The organism is Glutamicibacter sp. JL.03c (genome assembly GCF_025854375.1).
GTDB lineage: Bacteria > Actinomycetota > Actinomycetes > Actinomycetales > Micrococcaceae > Glutamicibacter.
The window spans coordinates 1177811-1198343 of record NZ_CP107575.1; the positions used below are offsets into that span (position 1 = coordinate 1177811).

Annotated in this window: 16 protein-coding genes and 2 rRNA genes; 12 read left to right on the plus strand and 6 right to left on the minus strand. The window is 59.0% G+C overall.

Annotation, left to right across the window (positions count from 1 at the left end):
- Nucleotides 1-568: 568 nt before the first annotated feature.
- The 12 genes from OF385_RS05440 (at nucleotide 569) to OF385_RS05495 (ending at nucleotide 15285) form a co-directional block, all read left to right on the plus strand.
- Nucleotides 569-3700: ribosomal RNA gene (locus tag OF385_RS05440) — 23S ribosomal RNA — on the plus strand.
- 174 nt (nucleotides 3701-3874) lie between these two features.
- Nucleotides 3875-3991: ribosomal RNA gene (rrf, locus tag OF385_RS05445) — 5S ribosomal RNA — on the plus strand.
- A 390-nt stretch (nucleotides 3992-4381) separates the two neighbouring features.
- Nucleotides 4382-6316: a hypothetical protein gene (locus OF385_RS05450; RefSeq protein ID WP_264277342.1), complete on the plus strand. Its 1935-nt coding sequence runs from the start codon at nucleotides 4382-4384 to the stop codon at nucleotides 6314-6316.
- 49 nt (nucleotides 6317-6365) lie between these two features.
- Nucleotides 6366-7373 carry an HAD-IIA family hydrolase gene (locus tag OF385_RS05455; protein ID WP_264277343.1) on the plus strand — a complete coding sequence of 336 codons (1008 nt, stop codon included), beginning with the start codon at nucleotides 6366-6368 and terminating at the stop codon, nucleotides 7371-7373.
- 2 nt (nucleotides 7374-7375) lie between these two features.
- Nucleotides 7376-7549 carry a hypothetical protein gene (locus OF385_RS05460; protein ID WP_264277344.1) on the plus strand — a complete coding sequence of 58 codons (174 nt, stop codon included), beginning with the start codon at nucleotides 7376-7378 and terminating at the stop codon, nucleotides 7547-7549.
- The gene (locus OF385_RS05465; RefSeq protein WP_264277345.1) at nucleotides 7546-8334 is read left to right on the plus strand and encodes a TlyA family RNA methyltransferase; all 789 of its coding nucleotides are present in this window, start codon (nucleotides 7546-7548) and stop codon (nucleotides 8332-8334) included. Before OF385_RS05460 ends, OF385_RS05465 begins: the two co-directional genes overlap by 4 nt.
- Nucleotides 8335-8408: 74 nt before the next feature.
- A complete protein-coding gene (locus OF385_RS05470; RefSeq protein WP_061952461.1) occupies nucleotides 8409-9434 on the plus strand; it encodes an NAD kinase in 1026 nt (341 codons plus the stop codon).
- Nucleotides 9435-9550: 116 nt separating this feature from the next.
- Nucleotides 9551-11293 (plus strand): DNA repair protein RecN, encoded by a 1743-nt coding sequence (gene recN, locus OF385_RS05475; RefSeq protein WP_264277346.1) that lies wholly within the window; start codon nucleotides 9551-9553, stop codon nucleotides 11291-11293.
- 119 nt (nucleotides 11294-11412) lie between these two features.
- Nucleotides 11413-13092 carry a CTP synthase gene (locus OF385_RS05480; RefSeq protein WP_319019261.1) on the plus strand — a complete coding sequence of 560 codons (1680 nt, stop codon included), beginning with the start codon at nucleotides 11413-11415 and terminating at the stop codon, nucleotides 13090-13092.
- A gap of 125 nt (nucleotides 13093-13217) precedes the next feature.
- Nucleotides 13218-13856, plus strand: coding sequence for an NUDIX domain-containing protein (locus OF385_RS05485; protein WP_264277347.1), 639 nt, complete (start codon nucleotides 13218-13220; stop codon nucleotides 13854-13856).
- Nucleotides 13853-14776 carry a site-specific tyrosine recombinase XerD gene (gene xerD / locus OF385_RS05490; RefSeq protein ID WP_264277348.1) on the plus strand — a complete coding sequence of 308 codons (924 nt, stop codon included), beginning with the start codon at nucleotides 13853-13855 and terminating at the stop codon, nucleotides 14774-14776. Before OF385_RS05485 ends, xerD begins: the two co-directional genes overlap by 4 nt.
- 2 nt (nucleotides 14777-14778) lie before the next feature.
- Nucleotides 14779-15285, plus strand: coding sequence for an 8-oxo-dGTP diphosphatase (locus tag OF385_RS05495; protein WP_264277349.1), 507 nt, complete (start codon nucleotides 14779-14781; stop codon nucleotides 15283-15285).
- A 9-nt stretch (nucleotides 15286-15294) separates the two neighbouring features.
- Here the strand turns inward: OF385_RS05495 and OF385_RS05500 are convergent, their stop codons facing one another.
- From OF385_RS05500 to OF385_RS05525, 6 genes are all read right to left on the minus strand, one after another.
- Nucleotides 15295-15495 (minus strand): helix-turn-helix domain-containing protein, encoded by a 201-nt coding sequence (locus OF385_RS05500; protein ID WP_413468105.1) that lies wholly within the window; start codon nucleotides 15493-15495, stop codon nucleotides 15295-15297.
- Between the two features lie 26 nt (nucleotides 15496-15521).
- The gene (locus tag OF385_RS05505) at nucleotides 15522-16019 is read right to left on the minus strand and encodes a DUF2975 domain-containing protein (RefSeq protein WP_264277351.1); all 498 of its coding nucleotides are present in this window, start codon (nucleotides 16017-16019) and stop codon (nucleotides 15522-15524) included.
- A 178-nt stretch (nucleotides 16020-16197) separates the two neighbouring features.
- Complete coding sequence (locus tag OF385_RS05510; RefSeq protein WP_264277352.1) at nucleotides 16198-17337, minus strand: bifunctional 2-methylcitrate synthase/citrate synthase; 1140 nt, start codon at nucleotides 17335-17337, stop codon at nucleotides 16198-16200.
- Between the two features lie 93 nt (nucleotides 17338-17430).
- Nucleotides 17431-18360, minus strand: a complete 930-nt coding sequence (prpB, locus tag OF385_RS05515) for a methylisocitrate lyase (protein ID WP_264277353.1) — start codon at nucleotides 18358-18360, stop codon at nucleotides 17431-17433.
- Between the two features lies 1 nt (nucleotide 18361).
- Entirely contained in the window at nucleotides 18362-19879 is a 1518-nt protein-coding gene (locus OF385_RS05520) for an MmgE/PrpD family protein (RefSeq protein WP_264277354.1), read from the minus strand.
- A 2-nt stretch (nucleotides 19880-19881) separates the two neighbouring features.
- Nucleotides 19882-20529 (minus strand): GntR family transcriptional regulator, encoded by a 648-nt coding sequence (locus OF385_RS05525; protein ID WP_264277355.1) that lies wholly within the window; start codon nucleotides 20527-20529, stop codon nucleotides 19882-19884.
- Nucleotides 20530-20533: the final 4 nt, after the last annotated feature.

Consider the following 20533-nt stretch of genomic DNA (forward strand, 5'->3'; position numbering starts at 1 on the left):
GCTAACCATTTTTGGTTGCCCATGTCTGTGCCCGAGTGTGGTGCGGGTGGGTTGCTCATGGGTGGAATATCAATGGACTCAGTACTGGAAGGCATGCATGCTGTTCGATCCTTTGTGGGGTTGTGTGGTGTGTGTGGGGTACTGGCTGTGGCTGCATGGTGTTGTTGCTGGTGAGTACGCAGCATGATGATCTTTCGGGGTTGTTGTGGTGTTGGAAAAGCGGTGGTGGTGTTGTGTGGTTTGTATGGTTTGGCATGCTGTTGGGTTTTGAGGCAACAAGCCTCCAGGCCGCGGTGATGGCCCCTTTTTTGTGGGGGTTGTTGTTGTGGTGTGGGGTTCTTGGTGTTTCGGTGTTTGTCCTGTGTTTGCCGTGGTCGTGCTGCCTTTGCCGGTGGTGTGGTTGCGGGGGTGCGGGGTTGTTGTTTGGGAACTGTATAGTGAACGCGAGCATCTTGCGGATGAGATGAGTCGGGTGGCCCTTTTCCTGGGGTTGCCTGGTGTTTGAGTCTTGTCTGCGTGATTTTGTTAGATTGTTTTATTGCTCATACTTTTGAGACTTTGATGTTGTGTTGAAGTTTTTAAGGGCGCACGGTGGATGCCTTGGCATCAAGAGCCGATGAAGGACGTGGGAATCTGCGATAAGCCTGGTGGAGTCGATAACCGGACGTTGAGGCCAGGATTTCCGAATGGGGGAACCCCGCACCATGTTATGTGGTGTGACCTGCAGCTGAATGTATAGGCTGTGTGGAGGGAACGCGGGGAAGTGAAACATCTCAGTACCCGCAGGAAGAGAAAACAATAGTGATTCCGTTAGTAGTGGCGAGCGAACGCGGATGGGGCTAAACCGGTTGGTGTGTGATAGCGGATAGGCGTTGCATCATCGGGGTTGTGGGGTTGACATGTGCCAGTGCTATCTTGCTGGCGGGATGAGGTGCAGGCGTATAGGTGAATCGGTTGGAATGCCGGACCATAGAGGGTGATAGTCCCGTAGGTGTAATGCGTGTCTGCCGTTCTAGTGTTGATACCCGAGTAGCACGGGGCCCGTGAAACCTTGTGTGAATCTGCCAGGACCACCTGGTAAGCCTGAATACTACTTGATGACCGATAGTGAATCAGTACCGTGAGGGAATGGTGAAAAGTACCCCGGGAGGGGAGTGAAATAGTACCTGAAACCGTGCGCTTACAATCCGTCAGGGCCTGGGACTTGTTCCTGGGTGATGGCGTGCCTTTTGAAGAATGAGCCTGCGAGTTAGTGCTGTGTCGCGAGGTTAACCCGTGTGGGGTAGCCGTAGCGAAAGCGAGTCTGAATAGGGCGTTTGAGTGGCACGGTCTAGACCCGAAGCGAAGTGATCTACCCATGGCCAGGTTGAAGCGCGTGTAAGAGCGTGTGGAGGACCGAACCCACTTCAGTTGAAAATGGAGGGGATGAGCTGTGGGTAGGGGTGAAAGGCCAATCAAACTTCGTGATAGCTGGTTCTCCCCGAAATGCATTTAGGTGCAGCGTTACGTGTTTCTTGCTGGAGGTAGAGCTACTGGATAGGCGATGGGCCCTACAAGGTTACTGACCTTAGCCAAACTCCGAATGCCGGTAAGTGAGAGCGTAGCAGTGAGACTGTGGGGGATAAGCTTCATAGTCGAGAGGGAAACAGCCCAGAACGCCAACTAAGGCCCCTAAGCGTGTGCTAAGTGGGAAAGGATGTGGAGTTGCTGTGACAACCAGGAGGTTGGCTTAGAAGCAGCCACCCTTGAAAGAGTGCGTAATAGCTCACTGGTCAAGTGATTCCGCGCCGATAATGTAGCGGGGCTCAAGCACACCGCCGAAGTTGCGTCATTCAAATTTTTGCCCGGTTTCGATTGGGTGTTTGGATGGGTAGGGGAGCGTCGTATAGCGGGTGAAGTCGCGGTGGAAACCAGCGGTGGACGCTATACGAGTGAGAATGCAGGCATGAGTAGCGAATGACGGGTGGGAAACCCGTCCGCCGAATGATCAAGGGTTCCAGGGTTAAGCTAATCTGCCCTGGGTTAGTCGGGGCCTAAGGCGAGGCCGACAGGCGTAGTCGATGGATAACGGGTTGATATTCCCGTACCGGCGAAGGACCGCCCATACTGAGCTGTGGATGCTAACCATGACGGATCCGGTGATGTGTTCCTTCGGGAATGGTTGCTGGTGGTGTGGTGGGAACCGATGCAGTGAGGTCAGCGTATTAACAGGTGTGACGCAGGAAGGTAGCCGAGCCAGGCAATGGAATTGACCTGGTCCAAGGGTGTAGGAAGAGTGGTTGGCAAATCCGCCGCTCATATGTTCTGAGACCTGATAGGCGCCCGCTTTGGCGGGTGATTCGGTGATCCTATGCTGCCTAGAAAAGCATCGGCGCGAGGTCCCAGTCCGCCCGTACCCCAAACCGACACAGGTGATCAGGTAGAGAATACTAAGGCGATCGAGAGAATCATGGTTAAGGAACTCGGCAAAATGCCCCCGTAACTTCGGAAGAAGGGGGGCCTGCCTCGTGATGAGAACTTGCTTCTTTGAGCGGGTGTGGGCCGCAGAGACCAGGGGGAAGCGACTGTTTACTAAAAACACAGGTCCGTGCGAAGTCGCAAGACGATGTATACGGACTGACTCCTGCCCGGTGCTGGAAGGTTAAGAGGACTGGTTAGCCCTTGTGGCGAAGCTGAGAATTTAAGCCCCAGTAAACGGCGGTGGTAACTATAACCATCCTAAGGTAGCGAAATTCCTTGTCGGGTAAGTTCCGACCTGCACGAATGGAGTAACGACTTCCCCGCTGTCTCAACCATGAACTCGGCGAAATTGCAGTACGAGTAAAGATGCTCGTTACGCGCAGCAGGACGGAAAGACCCCGAGACCTTTACTATAGTTTGGTATTGGTGTTCGGTGCAGCTTGTGTAGGATAGGTGGGAGACTGTGAAGCTTGGACGCTAGTTCAGGTGGAGTCATCGTTGAAATACCACTCTGGCTGTACCGGTCACCTAACTTCGGACCATGATCTGGTTCAGGGACAGTGCCTGATGGGTAGTTTAACTGGGGCGGTTGCCTCCTAAAATGTAACGGAGGCGCCCAAAGGTTCCCTCAGCCTGGTTGGCAATCAGGTGTCGAGTGTAAGTGCACAAGGGAGCTTGACTGTGAGAGTGACAGCTCGAGCAGGGACGAAAGTCGGGACTAGTGATCCGGCGGCACCTCGTGGAAGGGCCGTCGCTCAACGGATAAAAGGTACCTCGGGGATAACAGGCTGATCTTGCCCAAGAGTCCATATCGACGGCATGGTTTGGCACCTCGATGTCGGCTCGTCGCATCCTGGGGCTGGAGTAGGTCCCAAGGGTTGGGCTGTTCGCCCATTAAAGCGGTACGCGAGCTGGGTTTAGAACGTCGTGAGACAGTTCGGTCCCTATCCGCTGCGCGCGTTGGAAATTTGAGAAGGGCTGTCCTTAGTACGAGAGGACCGGGACGGACTAACCTCTGGTGTGTCAGTTGTACTGCCAAGTGCATCGCTGATTAGCTACGTTGGGAAGGGATAACCGCTGAAAGCATCTAAGCGGGAAGCCTGCTTCGAGATGAGATTTCCATGCACCTTGTGTGTGTGAGGCCCCCAGCTAGACCACTGGGTTGATAGGCAGGATGTGGAAGCAAGGACTGAAGACTTGTGTAGCTGACCTGTACTAATAGGCCGATGACTTTCAACACACAATAAAACAATATTTTACTAGCAATTATTATTGCTGTTCGCGTTCACTATGCGGTTACGAGACAACAACCTCTTACCGGAAAACATGAGGTTTGAGGCAGGACCCTTGGTGGTCTTGCTGGTAGCACCGAATACACGTTCACCATGAGTTGGTTTGTGTGCTTCGTGATTGTTACGGCGGTCATAGCGTGGGGGAAACGCCCGGTCCCATACCGAACCCGGAAGCTAAGGCCCATTGCGCCGATGGTACTGCACTCGTGAGGGTGTGGGAGAGTAGGTCACCGCCGGACTTAACTTGAGATGATGGTTTGAGGCCCTGGCACACGGTGTGTGTCAGGGCCTCACCTGTTTAACCAGTAGTTTGGTGGTGGGCTGGTTGCCGGCTTGGTGTTGGTGTTGGTGTTGGGGCTGGTGGCCTGGCTCCCTTGTCGTGTTTAAGGGGCGCGTGCCCGCCGGCCGCCCGTAACCGTAATCTTCAACATCAATCTGGCTGGAAAGTTCATTGAACTGAGTGTCTGACCACATTGCCCCTTATTCCCTATGGTATGGCTCTTTGCTCCCGTAGACTTGAGGGTAGTTGTTCGTGCCTTTGGAGCACGCTGATTAGTTAATAGTGAAGTGCATTGCGCAAGCGATCACGAAGGTTGCGGTATTGAGATTGCCGCTGAAGGGGACATTAAATGTCTAACGATTTCCGCCGTAGTTCCGATAACGGGCGAGGCGACTTCCGGAACTCAGATTCAAACCGCAACAATTCGCGCGATGGCTTCAAGCGCCGTGACGATCGAGGCGAATTCAAGCGCAACGATGACCGTGGTGGCTTCCGTAACGATCGTCGCGAAGATAACCGTGGCGGCTTCAAGCGCAATGATGACCGTGGTGGCTTCCGTAACGATCGCCGTGACGATAACCGTGGCGGCTTCAAACGCAATGATGACCGTGGTGGCTTCCGCAATGATCGCCGTGACGATAACCGTGGCGGCTTCAAGCGCAATGATGACCGTGGTGGCTTCAAGCGCAACGAAGACCGCGGTGGCTTCCGTAACGATCGCCGCGATGACAACCGTGGCGGCTTCCGCCAAGACCGTGACGACAACCGTGGCGGTTTCAAGCGCAACGAAGACCGCGCTGGCTTCCGTAACGATCGCCGTGACGACAACCGCGGTGGTTTCAAGCGCAACGAAGACCGCGGTGGCTTCCGCAACGATCGCCGTGACGACAACCGTGGCGGCTTCAAGCACAATGATGACCGTGGCGGCTTCAAGCGCAATGATGACCGTGGTGGCTTCCGCAATGATCGCCGTGACGATAACCGTGGCGGCTTCAAGCGCAACGAAGACCGCGGTGGCTTCCGTAACGATCGCCGCGATGACAACCGTGGCGGCTTCCGCCAAGACCGTGACGACAACCGTGGCGGCTTCAAGCGCAACGAAGACCGCGGTGGCTTCCGTAACGATCGCCGTGACGACAACCGCGGTGGCTTCAAGCGCAATGAAGACCGTGGTGGTTTCCGCAACGATCGCCGTGACGACAACCGTGGTGGTTTCAAGCGCAATGAAGACCGTGGTGGCTTCCGCGAGGACCGTGACGACAACCGTGGTGGTTTCAAGCGCAATGAGGACCGCGGCAATTTCCGCAAGGATGACCGTTCAAAGGGCGACCGCCCGGCACGCGGCCAGCGCTTCGACGATCCACGGGCCGAGGCTGCGCGTCCTCACAACCCAGGCGATCTGCGAATCTCCAACCGCGCAGATCGTTCACAGTCTCCAGACATCGATGAAGATGTCACTGGCAAGGAGCTGGATCGCGTTGCTCGCGCTCAGCTTCGATACCTCGAAGAGCGTTCGGCAAGCTGGGTTGCCAAGCACCTGGTCATGGCTGGCCGTCTACTGGAAGAAGATCCAGAGCTGGCCTACGAGCACACCTTGGCAGCATCCCGTCGTGGCGGTCGCGTAGCTGTGGTTCGCGAAGCTGTCGGCATTGCTGCCTACCACGCTGGCAAGTACGCCGATGCCCTGCGCGAATTGCGGACCCACCGTCGCATTTCCGGTTCCGATTACAACCTGCCGTTGATCGCTGATTCGCTGCGCGCGCTGGGCCGCCCGGAGAAGGCCATCGAATTGGCGCACTCTGAGGAGTCGGCGAACCTGGAAGCTGCCGTCAAGGTCGAAATGCAGATCGTCGCTGCCGGCGCCTACGGCGACCAGGGCAAGCTGAACGAAGCATTGGCCGAGTTGGAGTCGCTAGAGCAGTTGAACTTCAACCGTGCATTCTCCTTCAGCCCTCGATTGTTCACCGCCTATGCTGACCTGCTGTCCGCTGCAGGCCGTGCAGAAGACGCGAAGCGCTGGAACCAGCAGGTCGAGGTTGCCGAACGCGCGTTGGGCATCGAGCAGGAAACCGAATCATTCATCATGGATCTGGCTCCGGAAATGGATGAAGAGGAAGAAGCTCCTCGTGCCAAGGACCTGATTGAATCGGGCCAGGACGAGGAAAAGGCTGAAGAAGCCGAGGTCGCTGAGAGCGGAATCGACGAGGAAGACGGCCTAGTAGAGATCGCCGAATCCGACACGGAGGCCGGGCCAGCTGACGCAGAGGACGAATCATCTAAGTAAGCTGTGGCAGTAGCAGCCAAAAACTACAAGTAGTAGGAACCACCACCGAATGCTGATTTCTGGATTTGATTCTGTCCTCTCCGATCTCGACGGGGTCGTATACGCTGGCGCCAACGCCATCGACGACGCTGTAGAGTCGCTGAACACCCTTGCGGAAGTGAACGTTACTTTGGCGTTCATTACCAACAATGCGGGGCGTTCACCGATGTCTGTCGCAGCGCACCTGCGCCAGCTCGGAGTCAAGACCAGCGCAGAGCAGGTTTTCGGTTCAGCGGACGCTGGCGCCGAGTTGCTCGCGCGCGAGCTGAATCCCGGGGCCAAGGTCCTGGTGGTGGGTTCCCCCTACCTGCGTGAATGCATCGCGGTGCGCGGCCTGGAGGTCGTCGAGTCCCACGCCGATGAACCGGTAGCAGTCATCCAGGGGTTTGACCCCGATCTGTCATGGAAGAACCTCGCGGAAGCCAGCTACGCCATCAACAATGGCGCGTCCTGGGTCGCCACCAATTCCGATCTGACCATCCCGCGTGCCGAGGGCATTGCCCCGGGCAACGGCTCACTGGTCAACGCGGTGAAGCTTGCCACGGGTGCCGAACCCAAGGTCGCAGGCAAGCCGGAGTCCTACCTCTTTGCCCGGGCCGCTGATCGATTGGATTCGCATCGCCCGCTGGTGGTCGGCGACCGGCTGGATACCGACATTCTCGGTGGCTTCCGCGCTGGATTCTCTACCGCCTTGGTGCTGACCGGCGTCGATTCGCCGCGGACAGCCCTGGGTGCTCCGGTCGAACAGCGGCCCAACTACCTCATCAACACGCTCGCTGACTTGTACCGGCCATACCCGACCATCAAGGTGCTGGGCTATGGCGTGCAGGTCGGCGATGCAGTGGCCAAGGTCGACGCCGGTTCCATTGAGGTTTCGGGCAGCGAATCGGACTTGAACGCATGGCGGGCAGCCAGCCATGCCTGGTGGCTGGCCCATCCGCGACAAAGCGGGCATGAAGATCCCGAAATCCGGTTTACCGAGCGCGGACTGGACACCCTGCGCCGGGTTCGGGGCTAGCGATGAACTCGCAGAACCCCCAGCCGGCTCCCGGCCCGCTTGGCATGGACGATGCGCAGGTGGAGCAGGCGCTGTCATCGCTGGCCGATCACGACATTACCGAACATGCAGGCATCTATGAGCGGCTGCTCGATGGACTGCAGCAAGAACTCAACCGTACGGAGCATGGCCGGTGAATCGGCTTGATCAAGAACTCGTTACCCGTGCCCTGGCGCGTTCGCGCACCGAGGCGGCCAAGCTGCTCGCCTCCGGACGCGTCTTGCTCGATGGCACCGCGGTGACCAAGGCTTCGAAGAAGGTTGCGCCAACGGATGAGCTGAAAGTGCTGCCCAGCGAAGGCGAAGAGTACGTGTCCCGCGCCGGACATAAACTGGCTGGCGCACTAGATGTATTTACCAGTATCGATCCCGCCGGGCTGCGCTGCCTGGATGCCGGGGCATCCACCGGCGGCTTTACCGACGTGCTATTGCGCAGAGGTGCAGAACATGTGGTCGCAGCCGATGTCGGCCATGGCCAGCTCGTCGCAGAAATTCGCGAAAACCCCCGGGTCTCAGTTCATGAGGGGCTGAATGTCCGCTACCTCACGCTCGATGATATTGGGGGAGTTGTCGACCTGGTAGTAGCCGACTTGTCCTTCATCTCGCTGCGGCTGGTGATTGATGCCTTGGCCGGCGCCACCAAGCCTGGCGGGTCGCTGGTTCTGATGGTCAAGCCCCAGTTCGAGGTCGGTCGCGAACATCTGATCCGCACCGGCGTGGTCACCGATCCGCAACTGCGCCAATCATCAGTCCAGGCCGTTATTGCCAGCGCACGGGCAGCGGGGCTGAATTTGCGAGGCCTGGCACGCAGTCCGCTGCCCGGCCAAGACGGCAATGTCGAATTCTTCCTCTGGCTCATGGCCAGCGAGAATGCACTGCCTGCAGATGTTCCGCTGATCGAGCAGAACGTTGACTATTCTTAGAAGTGACGTGCATTAGCTGGGGTCGAACGCCTTGGTCATTTTGCACCTCACAATCCTGAGAGGGGCCGCCCGCCTTGCGCCGAATCCTAGTTTTCACCCATACCGGACGCCAAGAAGCGATTGCCGCGGCCATAGAAACTTGTTCCCTGCTCAAGTCTGCCGGTGCCATAACGGTGATGCGGCGTAAAGACCATGAGGCCATGACCGAGGCCATCGGCAAGCCCATGGACGCCATCGAGATCCTGGGCGAAGACTGCCAGATCGATGACGTGGATCTGGGCGTCGTGCTCGGGGGAGACGGATCGGTGCTTCGTGCCGCCGAACTTGTCCGCGAAGCCCCGCTGCCACTGGTCGGCGTGAACCTCGGGCATGTGGGCTTCCTAGCCGAAGCTGAACGCAGTGAGCTCGCAGCCACCGTAGATGCGCTGGTGAACCAGGCCTACACCGTGGAAGAGCGCATGACCATCGAGGTCAAGGTCTGGCTCGACAATGTTTGCCTTGCGCAGACGTGGGCCCTCAACGAAGCAGCCGTGGAAAAGGCCAACCGAGAGCGCATGATCGAGGTCGTGATCGAAGTTGACGGTCGCCCGATTTCCACTTTCGGCTGCGACGGAGTGGTGATGGCAACCCCTACCGGTTCTACCGCATATTCCTTCTCCGCTGGCGGACCCGTGGTATGGCCAGATGTGGCCGCGCTGATCATGGTGCCCATTTCAGCCCATGCGTTGTTCGCCAAGCCGTTGGTAGTTTCCCCGGATTCGGTGATGGCCGTGGAAATCCTCACCCGAACCGATGCCGGTGCCGTGCTCTGGTGCGATGGCCGGCGCACGATTGAACTGCCGCCCGGAGCGCGCGTGGAAGTCACGCGAAGCAGCCGGCCGGTGTATCTGGCTCGCCTTAACACCACTCCGTTTTCTGAACGACTTGTCAACAAGTTCGAATTGCCGATCACAGGGTGGCGCGGGCCAGCCAAGGAAGATACTCGCCGCCCTGCTACCACCGCCCTTCCGATCGTTGGGCCTGGCTTGCAAAGCGTCGAGCCGCATCACCGTGATGAACCGGGAATTCCGATGGTCGCTCGGCCTGAGGACAACGCGTAGGCAACGAGTTTCTCGAAAAATTTTCCACAGGGTCGAACAAAGTTACGAAAAAGAGGTTAGAACACATATACTAAACTCGCACGGTACGACTTGAACTCGAGACTCGGGAGCAGGCAATGATTCAGGAAATCCAGATCTCCAACCTTGGTGTAATCACCGAGGCCACCTTACCTCTGGGCCCGGGGCTCACGGTGGTCACCGGTGAGACCGGTGCTGGCAAGACGATGGTGATTACCGCCCTGTCGTTGCTGCTGGGGCGACGTGCGGATGCCGGAGCGGTTCGCAATGGCGCCAAGCATGCGCTGGCCGAAGCCGTGGTGCATCTGCCACCTGACCATCACGTTCTTGACGCGGCAAGCCAGGCGGGCGCCTTCATCGAACCTGCCGGCGAACAAAGCGAATTATTGCTTTCACGATCGCTCTCGGCGCAAGGGCGTTCCCGGGCTACTATCGGCGGGCGCGGCGCCCCTGTGGGTTTGCTTGCTGAACTGGGCCATGACCTCGTTGCGGTCCATGGCCAATCCGACCAGATCCGGCTCAAGGAACCGGTCGCCCAACGTGACGCGCTGGATCGCTACGCCGGCCAGTCGCTCAGCCGCCTGTTGAGCAGCTACCAGCGTTCGTACCGACAGTGGCGCTCGGCGGTCAAAGAACTTTCAAGCCTGAAAACCGAATCGCGCAACCGTGTACGCGAAGCCGAAAACCTGCGTCTAGCCCTGGACGAGATTGATTCTCTTGATCCGCAACCCGGTGAAGACGAAACTCTGCGTGAGCAGTCCATCAAGCTGGGCAACGTCGAGTCGCTGCGATCGGCCAGCCAGCAAGCACAGGCCGTGATCGACTCCGAGGACTTTGAAAACCCTGGCGTCACCACTCTGGTGGAAACCGCCAGGGGAGTGCTCGCGCAGGCCAGCGGTGATGACCCCGTGCTGTCTTCATTTGCCGAACGCGCCGCTGAATTGGGGATCCTCGCTTCAGAACTTTCCAGCGATCTTGCCGCCTATGCCGCCGATCTGGACGAAGAAGGCCCGGAGCGGCTCGCGCAAATCGAAGCGCGCCGCGCCGACCTCAGCAAGCTCATGCGCAAATACGCTCCGAGCATTGATGACGTGATCGCTTGGGCGGCCGAAGCCCGTTCCAGGCTGGAACAACTCGGCGGTGACGATTCGCGGATCGAAGAACTTGAAGGCCAAGTCGTTGAGCAAGAGCACCATGTCGCGTCCCTGGCTTCGGAATTATCCGAGTCACGCCGCAAGGCAGCAAAGAAACTTTCCGCGCAGGTCTCGGCTGAATTGAAGGTCTTGGCGATGCCCGACGCCAAACTCGTCATCGAGGTCAACGAATTGGATGAGCCAGGGGCATTCGGCCAGGACGCCATCTCGATGTTGCTCTCGCCTCATGCAGGCGCGTCCCCTCGCCCCTTGGGGAAGGGTGCCAGCGGCGGCGAGCTATCGCGTGTCATGCTGGCCATTGAAGTCGTCTTGGCAGCGGTTGACCCGGTGCCGACCTTTGTCTTTGACGAAGTCGACCAGGGTGTTGGCGGCAAGGCTGCCGTGGCCATTGGCGAACGCCTGGCAATGTTAGCCCGACACGTGCAGGTCATCGTCGTGACGCATCTGCCTCAGGTCGCCGCATATGCGGATCGCCATATCAGGGTGATCAAGAATTCGGACGCGAAATCAAAATCAGGCGCCGGGTACACCGCAAGCGATGTGATCAGCCTTGATCAAGATGCGCGCGTCAAGGAATTGGCGCGAATGCTGGCGGGCCAAGAGGAATCGGACACAGCTCAGGCGCATGCCGAGGAACTGCTTTCCGAAGCCCAGATTCTAGTGTCATCGCTCACCACTGCAAATTGATTTTCGGGCTAAAAGTCTTGATGAATGGCTGAATTGCGCCGACGCTAGGGCTTCGGGTCAAGGTGCACTAGAGTTCTAGAAGGATGCGAAATATTGGAATGGTGATAGGATGAAATCCCGTGGTGCAGCGTAATTCAACTCGTGATTCTCGGTCGTCTGAAACGACAAAGCATATCTTCGTCACCGGCGGTGTGGCCTCATCCCTGGGTAAGGGTTTGACGGCATCCAGCCTTGGACATCTACTTCGAGCTCGTGGTCTCTCCGTGACCATGCAGAAGCTCGACCCGTACCTGAACGTCGATCCAGGTACCATGAACCCATTCCAGCACGGCGAAGTCTTCGTGACCGATGATGGCGCCGAAACCGATCTGGATATCGGACACTACGAGCGTTTCCTGGATGAAAACCTTCCAGGTACCGCCAACGTGACCACCGGTCAGGTTTACTCAACCGTTCTTGAACGTGAACGTCGTGGCGAGTACCTGGGCGATACCGTTCAGGTGATCCCTCACATTACTGATGAAATCAAGCGCCGCATGCGTTTGGCAGCCACCGATCCTGCTCCTGGGAAGCCGGCTCCAGACGTGATTATCACCGAAATCGGTGGAACCGTCGGCGATATCGAGTCCCAGCCGTTCTTGGAAGCAGCTCGCCAGGTCCGCCAGGACATCGGCCGCAAGAACGCCTTCTTCGTCCACGTTTCCCTGGTGCCTTTCATCGGCCCAAGCCATGAATTGAAGACCAAGCCAACCCAGCACTCAGTCGCTGCGTTGCGTTCCATCGGTATCCAGCCGGACTCCCTGGTGATCCGTTCGGACCGTCCGATTCCAGCTGAAATGCGCGCCAAGCTCGGCCGCACCTGTGACGTGGACACCGAAGCCGTCATCAACTGCGCAGATGCACCAAGCATCTATGACATTCCTAAGGTCATCCACGCACAGGGCCTGGATGCTTACATCGTTCAGACTCTCGAACTGAAGTTCCGCGATGTTGATTGGACCTCGTGGGATCGACTGCTCGACGTCGTGCACAACCCCAGCACCGAACTGACGGTTGCCCTGGTTGGCAAGTACATCGACCTTCCTGACGCCTACCTGTCGGTGACCGAAGCACTGCGTGCTGGCGGTTTCGCCAACAACGCTAAGGTCAACATCCGCTGGGTTCCAGCTGACGACTGCGCAACCGAAGCTGGGGCTGCCAAGGCCCTTGCTGGTGCTGAAGCGATTTGCGTTCCCGGCGGTTTCGGTATCCGTGGCCTAGAGGGCAAACTGGGCGCTCTGCGTTTTGCTCGCGAGAACAAGCTGCCTACCTTGGGCCTGTGCCTGGGGTTGCAGTCCATGGTCATTGAATACGCACGAAACGTGGCAGGCCTCGAAGGCGCCTCATCGACTGAATTCGATCCAGAAACCACCACCCCGGTCATTGCGACCATGGAGGAGCAGCTGGAGATCGTCGACGGCAAGGGCGACTTGGGTGGCACCATGCGCCTCGGCCTCTATGAAGCCAAATTGGCCGCAGGTTCGGTCCTCGCCGAAACTTACGGCACGACCGATGTTGCAGAACGTCACCGCCACCGTTACGAAGTCAACAACTCGTACCGTGCGCAGCTTGAAGAAGCAGGCCTGGTCTTCTCCGGCACCTCGCCGGATGGCAGCCTCGTAGAATTCGTTGAGCTGCCAAAGGACGTGCACCCTTACTACGTTTCCACCCAGGCGCACCCTGAACTCTCCAGCCGCCCAACCCGACCTCACCCGATGTTCGCGGGTCTGGTTGCTGCAGCTCTGGAGCAGCGTAGCTAGATATACCCGAGCAGAGTGAATTCTCTGCAAGCGCTAGCGCGCCGGTCACTCTTGACCGGCGCGCAGCTGTTTAAGCTTGAAAATGAAGGACAGCTCTTACCTACCAAAGGATGAATCCGGTGCCGATGCCTCCGATTTCTGACGAATTCTCTCCCCGCGAACTGCTGAGCCGGGAAACTGTGTATGAAGGGCGTATCTGGAACGTCATTCACGACTCGGTGAAGCTTTCGGATACCGGTGGGACTATCGAGCGTGATTACATCAGCCACCCTGGCGCAGTCAGTGTCCTGGTGATGGACGATGAAGAGCGCGTGCTCATGGTCAATCAGTACCGTCATCCAGTTGGCATGCGTTTATGGGAGATCCCAGCAGGGCTATTGGATGTCGACGGCGAGGCACCTCTGGATGCAGCAAAGCGAGAACTGTGGGAAGAAGCAGATCGAACAGCCGAGCATTGGGCTATTTTGACCGACGTCTTCCTGACCCCGGGTTCTTCAGCGGAAGCCGTGCGAGTCTATCTGGCTCGTGAACCGCGGCTCGTTCCCGAAGATCAGCAGCACGAGCGCACCGAAGAAGAAGCCGAAATGATCAGCACCTGGGTACCCCTTGAGGAAGCGGTTGCCGCGGTTCTGGCCGGAAAAATCCACAATCCAACGGCAATGATCGCCATCCTGGCGGCTCAAGCCGCGCGATCAAGCAACTACACCAATCTGCGCGACGCGAACGAGCCGTTCGACGTTCACCCTTATTTGCGCGAAGGATGAGTGAATCTTTTGAGCGGGCGGTCAAACGCTACTTGCAGCACCTGGCTATCGAGCGTGGCCTGGCTGAGAATACCTTGGCATCGTACCGGCGCGATCTCTCCCGTTACGTCCACGCCCTGCAGGCTTACCAGCTAACAGATCTGCAGCAGATTACTGCGGCCACAATCAGCGGATATCTGCAGGATCTCTCTCGCGGGGACGAGACACACAAGCCGCTGGCAGCGCGGTCCGTGGCTCGTCATGCTGTGGCGATTCGGCAACTGCACAAGTATTGGGAGCTCGAAGGAATGTGTGCTCCGAATCCTGCACGCGAGATTCAGCCACCAGCCATTGGGCAATCCTTGCCCAAAGCCGTCTCAATTGCGCAAGTTAGCCGGCTGCTTGATTCGATCAATACCGACACACCCGCGGGACTGCGCGATAAGGCCATCCTTGAATTCCTGTACGCCACGGGAGCACGAATTTCGGAGGTCGTTGATCTCGATGTGGACGACCTTCATTTTGCCGAAGACGCAGTAGTCCGGCTCTTCGGAAAAGGTTCTAAAGAGCGCATCGTTCCCGTTGGCGGGTATGCCCAGAGGGCAGTCAGCGACTATTTGGTGCGTTCGCGCCCTGGACTGGCCTTGAAGGGCAAGGGCACACCCGCACTGTTTCTGAACCAGCGCGGTGGTCGGCTTTCCCGTCAGTCCGTTTGGCTACTAATCAGCAAGGCGGCGGAGCGTTCCGGGATCAATGTGGAAGTATCGCCACATACGCTGCGCCACTCTTTCGCCACTCACCTGCTGGAAGGTGGCGCGGACGTCCGCGTAGTTCAAGAACTCCTCGGACATGCATCGGTAACCACGACTCAGATCTATACCAAAGTGACGGTTGATTCGTTGCGTGAGGCTTATCAATTGGCCCATCCAAGGGTCAAGTAGCTATGGGTGGGGAGAACCAGTCGACGGCTGCCCGTCCGGTGGCACTGGTGGCGTTGATTGCTGAGCGAGAAGGCAGCCCGCACATTCTCCTGGGGCGAAAGCTGAGAGGATTTGGGCGAGGCAAAATCGTCTTGCCTGGCGGCAAAGCAGAACCGGGGGAGCCGGTGATGGACGCGGCCATACGAGAGTTCTTCGAGGAAACCGGACTGCGGGTTACGGCAGCAGAACTGACGCACACTGCTCAGATTAATTTCAGGTTCAGCGCCCTGCCTGACGCCGACATGGACTGCACGGCCTATATTGCGCGTTCAGCCTCGGGCGAGGTGCACATTAGCGACGAACTCGAGCCGCTGTGGTCGCGTGTGGACCAGTTGCCAGTCGATCAGATGTGGCAAGACTCCAGCATGTGGCTGCCGCAACTGGCAGCGGGTCAGCGGTTCACGGCAACTATAGTATTAGCCACCGATAATGCGTCAGTACGATCAATCAATTTTGAAGCGTGGGACTAGCTCTGGTCATTAGTTTGTGCTTTCGCCATCGCTGTCCTCCTCGAACATCAGCAAATCCCCTGGCTGGCATTCCAATTCACGGCACAATGCTTCTAGGGTGCTGAATCTGACGGCTTTAGCCCGGCCGTTTTTCAGCACTGCAAGATTCGCTGGAGTGATGCCGATTTTCTCTGATAGCTCGCCCACCCCCATTTTTCGCTTGGCCAGCATGACATCGACCTCAACACGTATCCCCACTAGATCACGCCACCCAATTCGTCGCGAAGTTCGGCAGCTTGCGCCTGGGTCATCGCTGCTTGCTCCAGCAGCTGCCGCAAGACGAGCACGATAATGCTGATGCCGACCATCAGTAATCCAGCGCCGCCAACGAGGAGAACTGCTCCCGGCGCGATTTCGGTGCTGGCCGCGAAGATGACGCCCAATGCCAGCGTTGCCACCGAGCCGATGGCAAAGGCAATGATGATTGGAGTGACAAAACCCAGCGATGCGGGGTCGAATACGGTGCCTCGCTTAACCCTGGTTGCTAGCTTCCAGACGCAGTAGACGCAAGTTTCAATAATGAGTCCAGCCACGAACAGGTAGCCGAGGAACGAAGCCTGAAAGAATTTATCGGTACCGTTTCCAGGTGCTTCGTGAATCAAGATCATCGGGATCATGAATAGCTGCACGAAAAGAGTGCCAGCCAGAATCAGGGCCAAAACTACCTTGAGGCCGACAATGCTGAATTTTCCCATAGCGCTAGACCTTATCGTTCTTCGAAATGTTTCTATCGTTAAACGATAGGTTGCTCGTTTCGAAACCGCAACCTTGGTCTCCGAGTCGCACCGGTGCCAGCGGCCAGCAAATAACGATGGCCACGGGGCCGGTAGTTAGTTGCCGGCCGCGTGGCCATCGTTGCTCGCTGAACGCGTGCTACAGTGCGCGCTGCTCTGAGCCGTTGTAGGCAGAGAGCGGGCGGATCAGCGCATTCGCCGCGCGCTGTTCGAAGATGTGGCTCGTCCAGCCGGTAATGCGAGCCGCGATGAAGATCGGCGTGAACATCTCGGTGTCGAAGCCCATCAGGTGATAGGTTGGGCCGGCCGGGTAATCCAGATTCGGCTTGATGGACTTCGCTTCGTCCATGGCGGCTTCCAGCCCGTCATACAGCCCCAGCATCTCATGGCGGCCATAATGCTCGATCATCCGATCCAAAGCGGCTTTCATGGTTGGCACGCGGGAGTCGCCATGCTTGTACACGCGGTGTCCGAAGCCCATGACTTTCTGCTTGGCAGCTAGCGCTTCTTCCATCCATGCCTTGGCGCGCTGTGCCGCGTCTTCGCGGGATTCGTCCTTGTTGATGCCGATCTCGGTGAAGGTATGCATCACCGCTTCGTTGGCACCGCCATGCAACGGGCCTTTCAAGGCTCCGATGGCGCCGGTGACCGCCGAGTGCAGGTCCGACAGGGTTGAGGTGATTACGCGGGCGGTGAAGGTCGAGGCATTGAACGAGTGCTCCGCGTAGAGCACCATCGAGACGCGGAACGCATCAACCACCGCTGGGGCGGCTTCTTCGCCGAAGGTCATCCACAGGAAGTTGGAGGAATAGTCCAAGTCCTCGCGGGGAGCGACGAGCTCCAGTCCACGGCGTCGGCGCTGATCGTAAGCGACGACAGCCGGGAAGGCGGCAAAGAGCTCCTTGGCCTTGAGCAGCTCGGCTTCGGGGGAGGAGTTCTCGGCTTCTGGGTGGTTTGCGCCGATCACCGAGACCGCGGTGCGTCCAACGTCCATCGGGTGGCAGTCGGTGGGGAGCAAGTCGATCGCGGCCTTGACTCGGGGATCCAGCGCCCGGTTGGCTCGTTCAAAGGCGGTGAACTCGGTGAGTTCGCTTTGGGTCGGCAGCTCGCCGGTCCACAGCAGCAGCGCGACTTCTTCGAACGACTTGTTGGCCGCTAGATCCTGGACCGGGTAGCCGCGGTACAGCAGCGAGTTGGTTTCCGGGTTGACCTTGGAGACGGCGGTGTAGTCAACGACGACGCCTGCCAGGCCTTTTTTGATTTCCTCGGTGGTAGTCATTCTTGCTCCTCTTCATTGGCGGAGAACTAATGCATTGGGAGTGCGCCGGCCGGGCGGGCCGACCGGCGCACGGGGTAGTTATCTCGCGAGAACCTAGAGGTTCGCGCTATTGGAATCAATGTCCAAGGTCGGGACCTGGAAATTGAAAATTCCGGTGTCAAAGCGGTTGTAGGCTTCGTAGTCCACGAGCTCGTAGAGACGTGACCTGGTTAACATGTTATCCACCTCGCGCTGCTGGGTGCCATCTTCGCTGATCGCATCCAGCACACGTTCGGCCGCGCCCATGGCGCTGCGCAGCAACGTGACCGGGTAGATGATCAACGCGACACCGGCGTCGGCCAGCTCCTGGCGGTTGAACAGTTCGGACTTGCCGAACTCGGTCATATTCGCCAAAACCGGTACGTCCACCGCGTTGCACACGGCCTCGAACTCGGCGACGTTCTTCATCGCTTCGGGGAAGATCGCGTCGGCGCCGGCATCCACCATGGCCTTGGCCCGGTCGATTGCAGCGTCCAGGCCTTCCACCGCGCGGATGTCGGTGCGGGCCATGATCAGGAAGTTCTCATCGATGCGCGCGTCGGCGGCGGCAGCGATGCGCTTGAGCATGGTGGCGGTATCCACCACATTCTTGCCGTCCAGGTGGCCGCAACGCTTCGGGTTGAACTGGTCCTCGATATGGCAGCCAGCCAGCCCGGCGTATTCCAGCTCTTGGATGGTGCGGGCCACGTTCATGGGTTCGCCGAAGCCGGTGTCGGCATCCACGATCGCCGGCAAGTCGGACATGCGGGCGATCTGCCCGGCACGCGTGGCTACCTCTGTCAACGAGGTCAGCCCGATATCGGGCAGGCCCAGATCGTTGGCGAGCACTGCGCCGGAGATGTAGATGCCGTCAAACTGCTTCTCGCTGATCAGCTTGGCCGAGAGCGGGTTGAAGGCGCCGGGGAACTGGCGGGCAGCCCCCGGGGTGAGCAATTCGCGCAGCGCTTGCCGCTTCGCGGCAGGAGTCTTCGTTGAGTACAACATATTAGAACAGGCCCTTCGGTGCGGCCGCAGGATCGATCACGCCGGCTGCGGCAATGATGTTCAACTGGTCCAGTTCACCGGCGGCGAGGTTTTCCAGGTTTTCGGCGGCCGCGATGAAGCGGTCGATTTCAGCGTCGTCCACTAGGCCGGTGGCCAGCGTGCGGAACTTGTTGATGTACTGTTCGCGGGCGAAGGGACGTGCGCCCAGCGGGTGCGCGTCGGCCACTGCAATCTCATCGGTGATCACGGTGCCGTCGGCCAAGGTGATTTCCACCGAGCCGCCGAAGGCCTTCTCCGCGATGTCCAGCGAGTGGTAGCGGCGGGTCCACTCCGGGTCTTCCTCGGTGGTGACCTTGTGCCACAGCTCGACGGTGTCGGCACGGCCGGCACGCGCTGGCGAGTAGGAATCCACGTGATGCCAAGCGCCGTCCTGCAATGCGACGGTGAAGATATATGGAATCGAGTGGTCCAGGGTCTCGCGGCTGGCGGTCGGATCGTACTTCTGCGGGTCGTTGGCGCCGGAGCCGATGACGTAGTGGGTGTGGTGGCTGGTCTTGATCAGCACCGAGGCCACGTTCTTCGGATCGGCAGCTTCCGGGTGCTCGTTGTGCAGCTTGCGAGCCAGGTCGATCCAGGCCTGGGCCTGGTATTCGGCCGAGTGTTCCTTGGTGTAGGTGTCGAGGATGGCGCGCTTGGCTTCGCCAGCCTCTGGCAGCGGAACCTCGTAGGCGGCGTCCTTGCCATCGAGCATCCATGCGATCACGCCGTCTTCGCCTTCGTAGATCGGCACTGGGGAGGTCTGGCCGCGCATGGCGCGGTCGGCAGCTTCGACAGCCATCTTGCCGGCGAAGGCCGGGGCATGGGCCTTCCAGGTGGAGATTTCGCCCTTGCGCGACTGGCGGGTAGCGGTGGTGGTGTGCAGCCCCTGGCCAACGGCCTGGAAGATGGTCTCGACATCCAGACCCAGCAGGGTGCCGATGCCAGCGGCCGCCGATGGGCCCAGGTGCGCGACGTGGTCGATCTTGTGCTTGTGCAGGCAGATGGCCTTGACCAGATCCACCTGGATTTCGTAGCCGGTGGCGATGCCGCGGATCAACTCCTTGCCCGAAGCTCCTGCGTGCTGGGCTACGGCCAGGATCGGCGGGATGTTATCGCCCGGGTGGGAGTATTCGGCAGCCAGGAAGGTGTCGTGGTAGTCCAGTTCGCGCACGGCCACGCCGTTGGCCCAGGCGGCCCATTCGGGGGAGACTTTTTCGGTGATGCCGAAGACCGAGGCGCCGGATCCGCCGGTGGATGGCGCGTGGGTCAGCGCTTGCGCGCGGGCGGCCACGATGGGGCCTCGGTTCAGCGAAGCGATGGCCACCGAGGCATTGTCGATGATGCGGTTGATGATCATGTCGGTCACTTCGGCGGTGACCTCTACCGGATCGGCGGCGACGGCAGCGATCTTATGTGCCAGCTGGTCTTCGCGAGCCAGGTTCTCCTCGGAGCGGTATACGCGTACAGGGTGCTTGATCATAATCATTGCCTTTCTGATCCGGCCGCGTGGGCCATGATGTGGGTGAGGGATTGGTGCAGGTGAACTGTGGTGGCCGCCGCGGCAACCTCGGGATTCCCGCTGGCAATCGCTCGCGCTATGGCGGCGTGTTCGCCGGCGGAGGCCTTGAGCCGTTCCGGATTGTCCTTGGCCATGCGCCTCACCCTTTGCAGGTGGACTCGCAGGGTGCGCAGTGCGTTGGACAGGTATTTGTTGTTCGCTGCTTCGTCGATGGAATCATCGAGCAGCTGCACTAGCCGGTAGTAGGCCTCGCGGGTTCCCGGGATCTCGACCTCGTGGGCGGCAAGCTCGAAACGCTGCGCCAGTACTGCGAAGCTTGCGCGTTGCGCAGAGCCGGCAGCTTGCCGAGCGCTGGCGCATTCCAGTGCCACGCGCAGGACGAACAGGTCTTCCACATGGTCTTCGCTGACCTCCGAGACGACCGTGCCGCGTCCGCGTTGCTGTACTGCCAGTCCGTCGGCAACCAGCCGCCCCAGCGCTTCTCGAACGGGCGTCCGCGACACCCCCAGGCGTTCTGACTGCTCAACTTCGGCAAGTACGGTACCCGGGGCCAAGCGCCATTCGACAATGTCGGCGCGCAGGCTCTCGTAGACCTTGTCGCTTGCTCTCATGCTG